Source organism: Alterinioella sp. (assembly GCF_058343375.1).
In genome coordinates this window covers 26,196-36,529 of record NZ_JBTUJH010000004.1, presented here as the reverse complement: position 1 = coordinate 36,529, position 10,334 = coordinate 26,196, and the positions used below count along the sequence as shown (strand labels likewise).

The window sequence follows — 10,334 nt, the reverse complement described above, 5'->3', positions numbered from 1 at the left end:
GATGAATATTACATCGTCACCGGAACCGGCTTTGCGACCCATGATTTCAACCATATCGCGCGCTCGATCCCGCAGGGCATGAATGCGCAGATCGTCGATGTGACCTCGGCCTGGTCGGTGCTGTCGCTGTTTGGCCCCAATGCGCGCGATATCCTGTCTGGCGTCACCCGCGATGATGTGAGCCATGAAGGCTTCCCCTTTGGCAGCGCAAAAACCATCGGCATCGCGGGCTGTCCGGTCAATGCGCTGCGCATAACATATGTGGGGGAACTGGGCTGGGAGCTGCATCTGCCGGTCGAATATGCCGTCACGGTCTATCATGCGCTGCACCGGGCGGGGGCGGGTCATGGGCTGCGCAATGCCGGCTACCGGGCGATTGAAACGCTGCGGCTGGAAAAGGGGTATCGCGCCTGGGCATCCGATATCACGCCCGATTACACGCCGGTCGAGGCCGGGCTGACATTCGCCGTGAAGCTGAAGAAGAACATCGATTTTCGCGGGCGCGCGGCGGTCGAGGCGCAGCGCAGGGCGGGGGTGACCCGGAGGATGGCGAGCTTTACCACCGAGCCTGGCGTGATTCTATCGGGGCGCGAGACGATCTATCGCGATGGCGCGCGGGTCGGTTATCTGTCTTCGGCCGGGTTCGGGCACACGATCGGCAAATCCATCGGCATGGGTTATGTGCGGAACCAGGATGGCGTCGACCGCGACTACGTGCTGTCGGGGGCCTATGAGTTGGAGGTTGGCATGCAGCGGGTGCCCTGCGAGGTGCATCTCGGCCCGCTTTACGACCCAGGGATGGAAAGGGTGAAACGCTGAGGCAGGGCAAGGCCATTGCAATGGCCTTGGGCACGCGATTTCGAAATCGCGTTGGAAAGCCGCTTCGCAAGCGGCTTCTTCGCGGCCCGCATCACGATCCGGCCCAGTGACCATGGGGGGCCCGCCACGCCTTTTGCCGCAAATGTTCCCTAACAACTGTATTTGTTTGGCGATCAGCACCTGCGCGCCCGTGGAAGCCTGCATCTGCATCATGGCCGTGTCAAAATCGCCCTCGGCACCGATATCGGGATCGACATAATCTCCGGGCCCGGAGAATACCGGGCCATGTCAAAGTCATGCTGGTCATGTCGCGGAAAATGCCGCCCGATCGGGCGATTTATAGCGCGTCGCGCCTGATCGGATTCGAGCATTCCTCACCCGGACCGAGGCAGCGTTCGCGCAATCGAATGCGTTCGGGTCGGCCGGTGAATTCGATTTGGCGCGACGCGCTCTAGGCGCGCGGTGGCGCGGCAGGGTCGCGGCTGGCGATGACCATCTGTTCGACGGCCCCGAACCGGCCTGCGGCCACCGCCTGCTGAACCGCGCGGAAATGTGGATCAAGGCGGCGGTTGAAGCCGAGCATCAGCGGGGTGCGGTATCTGCGACCACCTCATGATCATGGGGGAAACGCTCTCACTTGCAAAACGCGATAGAATAAATATTCCAATCTGGCTATGATCCTGTAGGTTCATTCTGTCAAACCACCCGTTGGAGCTGCTGCCCATGCCGACAATAACTGCCCCGCAGAACGTTGACAGCTTCCAGGCGCGGCTGGTTGAAATATCGGATGGCCTGCCCAAGCGGCTGCGCCAATGTGCCGAATATCTGGCGGGCCATACCGATCGAATCGCCGTCTCGACCGTGGCGCAATTGGCCGAGGCTGCCGGCGTGCAACCCTCCGCCGTGATGCGGTTTTGCCAATTGATGGGGTATTCCGGATTTTCCGAGATGCAGCGCGTGTTTCGCAGCAGCTATGGCCAGTCTCCGCTGGATTACCGCACCCGGCTTGGCAATTTGCGCAAATCCGGCGCGGGCAGCCCTTCGGCGCTGTTGGCGGAGTTTGTGGAGGTTGGGCATAACTCTTTGGAAAACCTTGCGTCTTCTATAGATGCGCGGGTTCTGGACTTGTCAGTAGGGCAGCTTGCACGGGCCGAAATGGTCCATATTGTCGGGCTGCGCCGGGCCTATGCGGTTGCCAGTTACCTGACTTATGCGCTTGAACGCATGTCGGTTCCGGCCTTTCAGCATGATTTCACCGGCTGCCTTGGCCACGGCCATGCGATTCGGTCCGGCGACGTGCTGCTGGCCATCTCTTTTGCCCCCTACAGCGATGAAACCGTCGATCTGGCGCGCCAGTTTCGCGACCGCGACTGCGGCGTCGTCTCGATCACCGACAGTATCATGAGCCCGCTTTGGCAATTGTCCGATCACGCGCTTTCGGTGCAGGAAGTTGATTTCGGGGCGTTTCGCGCGCTGTCGGCCACCCTGTCGCTGGCATTGACGCTGGCGGTGGCAGTGGGCACGGCACGATCTGAAACTTAAGTGTTGCAATACTTGTAAATAGAATGAATATTCCATTCGTGACGGGCGCGGCGACCGCTGCGCCCCGTTCTGAATATCCCGGAGCATCCGGGCTTTCTGACAAACTGGGAGGACATCATGAAAAAGACCCTGACGGCGGTAGCCGCAGCCCTGATTGCCGTGACAGGTTTGAGTGCACCTGTAACGGCCCAAGAATTGCGTTATGTATTGGTCAGCCACGCGCCTGACAGCGACAGCTGGTGGAACACCGTTCGTAACGGTCTGGCACTTGCCGGTGAACAAATGGATGTTCAGGTCGAATATCGCAATCCGCCCACGGGCGATTTGGCCGATATGGCACGCATTATCGAACAGGCGGCTGCATCCGGACCCAATGGTATCATCACGACACTGGCCGATTTTGATGTCTTGTCCGGCCCGATTCGCGCCGCAGTGGACGCCGGCGTTGATGTGATCATCATGAATTCCGGCACCCCCGATCAGGCCCGCGAAGTTGGCGCGCTGATGTATGTGGGCCAGCCCGAATATGATGCGGGTTACGCCGCTGGATTGCGGGCTGCCGGTGATGGAATTGCCAGTTTCCTGTGCGTGAACCACTACATCTCCTCACCGTCTTCCAGCGAACGCTGCCAGGGCTTTGCAGATGGTCTGGGCGTTGATCTTGGCAACCAGATGATCGACAGCGGTCAGGATCCGTCTGAAATCCGCAACCGTGTTCTGGCCTATCTGAACGCCAACCCCGAAACCGACGCCATCCTGACACTTGGCCCAACCTCGGCTGATCCCACCATTCTGGCGCTGGAAGAAAACGGCATGGCCGGTGACATCTATTTCGGCACTTTCGATCTGGGTGAAAACATCGTTCAGGGCATTCGTGACGGCGTTATCCAGTGGGGCATCGACCAGCAGCCCTTCCTGCAGTCCTATCTGCCGGTTGTTGTTATGGCCAACTACCACCGCTATGGCGTTTTGCCGGGCAACAACATCAACTCTGGCCCTGGTTTCGTAACCGCCGATGGGCTTGAGATGGTTGAACGCTTTGCTGGCGAATTCCGCTAGAAACTGAAATAGGGGCGGGTTTTGGCCAGATATCTGGCCGTTTGCCGCCCCTATTGCCTACCCTTTCCCCATCAGGTTTCTGGAGATTCCAATGCCCGAGGTAACCACCGCTCCGAATGCAGATGAACGGATCAAGGAAACGTCACGTCTGCGAAAGGCGCTGATACGCCCCGAACTGGGCGGTATTTGCGGCACCATAATTGTATTCACACTGTTCCTGATATTCGCTGGCGACAGCGGCATGTTCAACAGTCAGGGGATCATGAACTGGTCCACTGTTTCGGCGCAGTTCATGATTATCGCCGTCGGTGCCTGCATGTTGATGATCGCGGGCGAATTTGACTTGTCCGTTGGCTCCATGATCGGTTTTGCCGGCATGATGATCGCCATCTTCACAATCACTTTGGAATGGCCGGTCTGGCAGAGCATCCTGGTGACATTTGTCCTTTGTATCTCCATCGGGGCGCTGAACGGTTTTATTGTGGTGCGCACCGGATTGCCTAGTTTCATTGTGACCTTGGCGTTTTTGTTCATCTTGCGCGGCTTCACGATCTTTCTGCCGCAGGTGATTGAACGCCGGACCATCATTGGTGGCATCGACACTGCGGCAGAGGGTGATTGGCTGGCCCCTTTGTTTGGTGGCAAGATCTTAAAGGGGCTGTTCAGCTGGTTGGGTGACAATGGAATGATCGCCACATTCACACGCGGAAATCGCATGGGTGAACCGGTGGTGGATGGCATTCCAATGCTGATCGTCTGGGCTATTTTTCTGGTCATTGTCGGCCATCTGATTCTGACCCGCACCCGTTTTGGCAACTGGATCTACGCGGCTGGTGGCGATGCGCAGGCAGCGCGCTATGTCGGTGTGCCGGTCAACCGGGTCAAGATCCTGATGTTCATGACCACGGCTTTTTGCGCCACGGTTTTTGCCACCGTCCAGGTGATGGAATTTGGATCTGCCGGTGCTGATCGCGGTGTCCTGAAAGAGTTTGAAGCCATTATTGCCGTGGTCATTGGCGGCGCGCTTTTGACCGGCGGCTATGGCTCGGTCATTGGGGCGGCTTTGGGCGCACTGATTTTCGGGGTGGTCCAGCAAGGCCTGTTCTTTGCCGGTGTCGAAAGCTCTCTGTTCCGGGTGTTTCTTGGGTTGATCCTGCTCTTTGCGGTGATCCTGAACACTTATATCCGCCGCATGATCACAGGAGAGAGATAGGATGACTACGCAACATGCCCCCATCATCGAAATGCGCAATATCGAAAAGCATTTCGGCTCGGTCATTGCCTTGGCCGGTGTCTCGGTCGATCTGTTTCCCGGCGAATGTCATTGCCTGTTGGGCGATAATGGGGCCGGCAAATCGACCTTCATCAAAACCATGTCAGGCGTGCACAAACCCACATCCGGTGAGATATTTTTCGAGGGCAAACCGCTGCATTTCTCAGATCCGCGCGACGCCATCGCGGCGGGAATTGCCACCGTCTATCAGGATCTGGCGATGATCCCGCTGATGTCGGTCAGCCGCAATTTCTTTATGGGCAACGAGCCTATTCGCCGTGTCGGCCCGCTGAAACTGTTCGATCATGAATATGCCAACCGGGTGACGATGGAGGAGATGAGCAAAATGGGCATCAACCTGCGCGGCCCGGATCAGGCTGTCGGCACGCTTTCGGGCGGCGAACGACAGACCGTTGCGATTGCGCGCGCGGTGCATTTCGGGGCGAAGGTGCTTATTCTCGACGAGCCGACCAGCGCCCTTGGCGTGCGCCAGACGGCCAATGTTCTGTCAACCATCGACAAGGTGCGCAAGCAGGGTATCGGTGTGGTTTTCATCACCCATAATGTGCGTCACGCCATGGCCGTGGGCGACCGGTTTACCGTGCTCAATCGGGGCAAGACGCTTGGCACCGCGCAGCGCGGGCAGATCACGCCCGAGGAGTTGCAGGATCTGATGGCGGGCGGACAGGAAATGGTTGCGCTGGAGGGATCGCTCGGGGGCACCGTGTGACACTGGCGGCCACCGCCGCGATCATCACGCCCGCCGCCATCATCCAGCGGCTTTCTTGAACCGCGCCCGTGGCACCAGCGCCGGGTGCGCCCGGACAAGGCGGAACTGGCCGCAGTGGCCGCAGTGGCCGTTGCCCTGCGCGGCGCGCAGACCCCGGTGATCGTGACCGGTGGCGGGGCATTGTTCAGGGGGCGGCGGGCGCGTTGCACAAGCTGTGGAAGGCGGGGCGGCCGGGCCTTTTGTGGTGGTGACCGACACTGCCCCCTACCCAAGCAACGAAATTGATGGCAATTGGTGGGAAGTTGGCATGCCCGAGGTCGCAAGCTGCGGCCAGCTGCGCGCCGAACACAGAATCTTTGAGACCGCTCTGGCCGGGCGGGAAAGGCAGGCGCGCATGTGGGACCCGTTCAAGATCCAGTCACCGCATTTCCGCCCGCTCTGGATTCGGGCTGCGATCGTGGGCGTTTTGCTGGCCTGGGCCGGGTTCGAAGCCTGGAACGGCAACCTTATCTGGGCCGCGGTTTTTGGCGCGGCGGGGCTGTATTGCCTGTATCAGTTTTTCATCGCCTTCGATCCCGACGGCACCGGGCAGAGCGATGAATGATGCCCGCGCCAGCACCGGAACCGAATCTGTCCAGCCGCTGGCGCCAAAATAATTTCGCAGACAATCCAAGGATCTCCGCATCGCCTGCGTCTTAAGCTATGACATGCGCATGATTGTGAGTGACGAAGATCTGGCCGGGGCCGCAGCTGGCGGCGACGCGCGCGCCTTTGAGGCGCTTCTGGCGCGTCATTATGATCGTCTCTTTGGTCTTTGTTTTCGCCTGACCGGCAACCGGGCCGAAGCCGAAGACCTGTGCCAGGATATCTGCGCCGTCTTGCCCGAACGGATCAGCAGCTATCGCGGCCGGTCCAAGGTCACGACATGGCTCTACCGGGTTGCGGTGAACGCCGCGATTGACCGGCGCCGCAAGGCCGCGACCTATGCCAGGGCGCTGGACGGATGGGGCGATTGGGAAACCGGCCGCCAGGCCGCCATCGCCGAGGAACGCGACACTATCGGCTGGCTGCATATGGCGATGGGGCAATTGAGTGAAACATTGCGCGATACGCTGGCGCTGGTGCTGGATGATCTGACCCATGCCGAAGTGGCCGAGATATTGGGCGTCTCTGAAGGCACCATCAGCTGGCGGTTATCGGAGGCAAGGAAACGGCTGCGCGAGATGAGAGAAAAGGAGGAGGCAACATGACCTCCCGCAAGGATGATTTTGACCTCGATACGCTGAAACGCGCGATGCAGGCGGCCACGCCCGCCCCCGATGCCGAACGCCGCGCCGAAAACCTCCGCGTCGCGCAGGAAAATTTCAATTCAAGCCAAGGATCGCTGGCTGCGGCCCGTCAAACCTCCATACGCCCTGAAAAGCGGGGCATTTTTAATGGAGTATTTGAGATGATCATGTCCCGAAGCATTGCCGGATTGACCGCCACCACAGCCATTGTCGCCGTGGGCCTGTTGTTTTTCACCCCTCTTGGCCAGGATTTGATTGGCGGGCGGATAAATGCGCCGCAAACGGGTGGCGCGTTGACCCCGCAAATGCCGCTGGAGGTGGAATCCACCCAAACAGCCACGCCTCTGGATGGCGATGCCATAACCGGCACGCTTGCCGGGGAGGTGCAGGAACCCGCATCTGTTCCCGTCGTGACCGAGACCGAGCAAGCGGCCGCGCCGGTATCCGACAGGCGCGAAATGGTCGACGCGGAAGCCCCGATGCCGCTGCCCGCGCCAATGCCCGCCTTGCGCGATCAGGTTGCGGGAACCTTGACCAGCACCGCAGCGGCGACCGAAGCCCTTGCGGGCGGCATCGTGCAATCGGGCAATGGCCAGGCATCGGCAATCGCGCAACAGGGTTTTGGCGCTGTCGGCGGCATTGTCGGCACCGTGGCCTCCGACCCCTATGTCGCGCCGCCCGAGGCGGGCAGCGAAGAGTTTGCCAATGCCGATGACAACCCCCTGCGGGTCACCTCCGAGGATCCGGTCTCGACCTTCTCGATCGACGTTGATACCGCCGCCTATTCGGTCATCCGTTCATCCCTGCAACGCGGGCAATTGCCGCCGCGCGACGCTGTGCGGATCGAAGAAATGGTGAATTACTTCCGCTATGATTACGCCGCCCCGTCCGAGGATGACATCAGCCCCTTCCGCCCCACCGTGACCGTATTCCAGACCCCATGGAACCCGGACACCCGGTTGGTTCATATCGGGTTGCAGGGCGAAATGCCGCTGATCGAGGATCGCCCGCCGCTCAATCTGGTGTTTCTGATCGACACGTCGGGCTCGATGAACGACCCCGCGAAATTGCCGCTTCTGGTGCAGAGCTTCCGGTTGATGCTCGATCAGTTGAACCCGGAAGATCAGGTGGCGATCGTGGAATATGCAGGCTCCGCCGGAGTTGTTCTGGTGCCCACGCCAGCCACCGACCGGGCCGCCATCACCCGCGCACTGAACGGCCTTGGCGCAGGCGGATCGACCAATGGGCAGGGCGGTCTGGAACAGGCCTATGCCATTGCCGCCGAGATGACCGAAGAGGGCGAGGTGTCCCGCGTGATCCTGGCCACCGATGGCGATTTCAACGTCGGCATCAGCGATCCCGATGCGCTGACCGATTACATCTCGGAGCAGCGCGAAACCGGCATCTACCTTTCGGTCCTGGGTTTCGGGCGCGGCAATCTGCACGATGATACGATGCAGGCGCTGGCGCAAAACGGCAACGGCACCGCGGCCTTCATCGACACCTTGAACGAGGCGCAGCGGGTGCTGGTCGATCAGCTCTCGGGCGCGCTCTACCCGATTGCCGATGACGTCAAGATCCAGGTCGAATTCAACCCCGCCGTGATCGCCGAATACCGCCTTATCGGCTATGAAACCCGCGCCCTGGCCCGCGAAGATTTCAACAATGACGCTGTCGATGCCGGCGAATTGGGGGCCGGCCATTCGGTGACGGCAATCTATGAGGTCACGCCGGTGGGATCACCCGCCCGCCTGACCGATCCGCTGCGCTACAACGCGGCCGAAACCGGTGAGGTGCCCGAGGATGTGGCCGCGGAACTTGGCTTCATTCGCCTGCGCTGGAAGGCCCCGGGCGCAGAGGACAGCCAGCTGATCGATTTCCCCATAACCGACACAGACACGTCAGGATCCGAGGCCGAATTTGCCGCCGCCATTGCCGGGTTCGGGCAGCTCCTGCGCGGCTCCGATTTCCTGGGCGACTGGGATTACGACGATGCCATTGCGCTGGCCAATGCCAATCGCGGCGCAGATGCGTTCGGCTATCGCAACGAAGCGGTGCAGTTGATGCGCCTGGCCGAAAGCCTCTCGCAAGACTGATCCTGTCGGCACCGGCAGGAAGGCGATCGAGCAGCCCCCCCGGCCTTCCCGCCCGGGCCCCGGAGGGACTGTCCCTCCTCCGGGGCCCACTATTCACCTGGTCCCCTTCTTTGCGCTGCAAATATCCCCGCCGGAGGCACCATGCGTGGGCGATGGCCCCATCGGGGCCTGAGCCCGCGCATTCCCCGGTCGGCGCGTCAAAGACGCGCCGATACCGGTCTCAGAACCGGTCGCGCAAGGAAAACCAGACCATTCCCAGAACCAGCAACGGCCAGCGCAGCGCCGCACCACCCGGAAAGCGCGGGGTCGGCACGCGGGCCATGGCATCAAACCGCTCCGCCTGACCCGCGATTGTCTCGGCCGCGATCTGCCCGGCCAATGTCGCCATCGCCACGCCATGCCCGGAAAAGCCCGACAGGCTGAGGATATTGCCCGCCACCCGCTCGAAATGCGGCATCCGGTTCATGGTGATGCCCAATGTGCCGCCCCAGGCATGGCTTATCCCGATATTTTGCAGTTGCGGAAACACTTGGGCCATGGGGCGGCGCACGGCTGCTGCAATATCCCGCGGAAACCGGTAGCCGTAGCTCTCGGTGCCGCCAAACAGCAGCCGGTGATCATCGGAAAAGCGAAAGTAATTCACCACGAATTTGCTGTCGGCCACGCCATGGTTGCCGCGAATGATCTCTTCCTGGCGCGCCGCGTCCAGCGGCTCGGTCGCCACCATGTAATTGTTGATCGGCATGACGCGAGCCGCCACCTGTCGCTCCAGCCCGCCCAGATAGCCGTTGCAGGCCAACACCACATGGGCGGCGCGGATCCGGGCGGCATCGGTTTGCACAAGCGCCGGATCGCCCTTGCTCAGCCGGGTCACCCGCGAAGCTTCAAAGATTCGCGCCCCCGCGCCCATTGCCAGCCGCGCCAGGCCAAGCGCCAGTTCCAGCGGATCGATATGGCCGGCACCCATGTCAATGGTGCCGCCGTGATAGGCGGGTGAGGCGACATAGCTCTGCAATTCCTCCCGATCCAGCGCCCGGATCCGGTCATAGCCATAGTCTTCCGTCAGCTTGCGTGCATAGGCGTGATAATCGGGCACATGGCGGGCCCGGTGCGCGGCGTGGATGATGCCGGGGTGAAATTTCGCCCGCACCTCGTCGCGCGCGGCCACATCGCGCACCAGATCGACCGATTGATTGGCAATGGTCCAAAGCGCGCGGGCATGTTCCCTGCCCACCATCTTTTCCAGCTCATCCTGTTCCAGCCGCTGGCCCTGTCCGACCTGACCGCCATTGCGCCCTGACGCCCCGAACCCGACACGTGATGCCTCCAGCAGCACCACATCAAAGCCGCGCATTGCCAGATGCCAGGCCGCCGACAGGCCGGTATAGCCACCGCCGATGACGCAGATATCGCAGCTCAGATCGCCCTTGGCCGTTGCAAACCGGGGCAGGGCGGTGGCCGCCTGGGCATAGAAGGAGGGGGGGTATTCCCCCACCCTGTCATTGACGGTGAGCAGATCCATGATG

The 10,334-nt window shown here is 61.1% G+C and carries 10 protein-coding genes; 8 read left to right on the top strand and 2 right to left on the bottom strand.

Going from position 1 to position 10,334, the window contains the following annotated elements; translation table 11 throughout:
• A partial coding sequence (locus tag ACW8PS_RS00930) for an aminomethyl transferase family protein (protein WP_491525371.1) occupies positions 1 to 819 on the top strand: 819 nt, incomplete at its 5' end.
• Positions 820 to 1,270: 451 nt separating this feature from the next.
• On the opposite strand, the gene ACW8PS_RS00925 is transcribed toward ACW8PS_RS00930, so the two are convergent.
• A complete protein-coding gene (locus ACW8PS_RS00925) occupies positions 1,271 to 1,402 on the bottom strand; it encodes a hypothetical protein (protein ID WP_491525370.1) in 132 nt (43 codons plus the stop codon).
• Between the two features lie 140 nt (positions 1,403 to 1,542).
• On the opposite strand from ACW8PS_RS00925, the gene ACW8PS_RS00920 reads away from it, so the two are divergent.
• The 7 genes from ACW8PS_RS00920 to ACW8PS_RS00890 all read left to right on the top strand — a co-directional run bounded on the left by ACW8PS_RS00920 (position 1,543) and on the right by ACW8PS_RS00890 (position 8,808).
• On the top strand, positions 1,543 to 2,361 hold the full coding sequence (locus ACW8PS_RS00920; RefSeq protein ID WP_491525369.1) for a MurR/RpiR family transcriptional regulator: 819 nt from the start codon (positions 1,543 to 1,545) through the stop codon (positions 2,359 to 2,361).
• Positions 2,362 to 2,478: 117 nt separating this feature from the next.
• Positions 2,479 to 3,420, top strand: coding sequence for a sugar ABC transporter substrate-binding protein (locus ACW8PS_RS00915; protein ID WP_491525368.1), 942 nt, complete (start codon positions 2,479 to 2,481; stop codon positions 3,418 to 3,420).
• 91 nt (positions 3,421 to 3,511) lie between these two features.
• The gene (locus tag ACW8PS_RS00910) at positions 3,512 to 4,633 is read left to right on the top strand and encodes an ABC transporter permease (RefSeq protein WP_491525367.1); all 1,122 of its coding nucleotides are present in this window, start codon (positions 3,512 to 3,514) and stop codon (positions 4,631 to 4,633) included.
• A gap of 1 nt (position 4,634) precedes the next feature.
• On the top strand, positions 4,635 to 5,423 hold the full coding sequence (locus ACW8PS_RS00905; RefSeq protein ID WP_491525366.1) for an ATP-binding cassette domain-containing protein: 789 nt from the start codon (positions 4,635 to 4,637) through the stop codon (positions 5,421 to 5,423).
• A 307-nt stretch (positions 5,424 to 5,730) separates the two neighbouring features.
• Entirely contained in the window at positions 5,731 to 6,027 is a 297-nt protein-coding gene (locus ACW8PS_RS00900; RefSeq protein ID WP_491525365.1) for a hypothetical protein, read from the top strand.
• A 109-nt stretch (positions 6,028 to 6,136) separates the two neighbouring features.
• Positions 6,137 to 6,673: an RNA polymerase sigma factor gene (locus ACW8PS_RS00895; RefSeq protein WP_491525364.1), complete on the top strand. Its 537-nt coding sequence runs from the start codon at positions 6,137 to 6,139 to the stop codon at positions 6,671 to 6,673.
• The gene (locus tag ACW8PS_RS00890) at positions 6,670 to 8,808 is read left to right on the top strand and encodes a vWA domain-containing protein (protein ID WP_491525363.1); all 2,139 of its coding nucleotides are present in this window, start codon (positions 6,670 to 6,672) and stop codon (positions 8,806 to 8,808) included. Before ACW8PS_RS00895 ends, ACW8PS_RS00890 begins: the two co-directional genes overlap by 4 nt.
• A 220-nt stretch (positions 8,809 to 9,028) precedes the next feature.
• Here the strand turns inward: ACW8PS_RS00890 and ACW8PS_RS00885 are convergent, their stop codons facing one another.
• Positions 9,029 to 10,330 (bottom strand): NAD(P)/FAD-dependent oxidoreductase, encoded by a 1,302-nt coding sequence (locus tag ACW8PS_RS00885; RefSeq protein ID WP_491525362.1) that lies wholly within the window; start codon positions 10,328 to 10,330, stop codon positions 9,029 to 9,031.
• Between the last annotated feature and the right edge of the window lie 4 nt (positions 10,331 to 10,334).

What these genes read in the sequence shown, in the direction of transcription:
- ACW8PS_RS00885 (WP_491525362.1), bottom strand. Translation starts at nt 10,330, where the DNA reads ATGGATCTGCTCACCGTCAATGACAGGGTGGGGGAATACCCCCCCTCC.
- ACW8PS_RS00905 (WP_491525366.1), top strand. Translation starts at nt 4,635, where the DNA reads ATGACTACGCAACATGCCCCCATCATCGAAATGCGCAATATCGAAAAG.
- ACW8PS_RS00910 (WP_491525367.1), top strand. Translation starts at nt 3,512, where the DNA reads ATGCCCGAGGTAACCACCGCTCCGAATGCAGATGAACGGATCAAGGAA.
- ACW8PS_RS00900 (WP_491525365.1), top strand. Translation starts at nt 5,731, where the DNA reads ATGCCCGAGGTCGCAAGCTGCGGCCAGCTGCGCGCCGAACACAGAATC.
- ACW8PS_RS00925 (WP_491525370.1), bottom strand. Translation starts at nt 1,402, where the DNA reads ATGCTCGGCTTCAACCGCCGCCTTGATCCACATTTCCGCGCGGTTCAG.
- ACW8PS_RS00915 (WP_491525368.1), top strand. Translation starts at nt 2,479, where the DNA reads ATGAAAAAGACCCTGACGGCGGTAGCCGCAGCCCTGATTGCCGTGACA.
- ACW8PS_RS00920 (WP_491525369.1), top strand. Translation starts at nt 1,543, where the DNA reads ATGCCGACAATAACTGCCCCGCAGAACGTTGACAGCTTCCAGGCGCGG.
- ACW8PS_RS00890 (WP_491525363.1), top strand. Translation starts at nt 6,670, where the DNA reads ATGACCTCCCGCAAGGATGATTTTGACCTCGATACGCTGAAACGCGCG.
- ACW8PS_RS00895 (WP_491525364.1), top strand. Translation starts at nt 6,137, where the DNA reads ATGATTGTGAGTGACGAAGATCTGGCCGGGGCCGCAGCTGGCGGCGAC.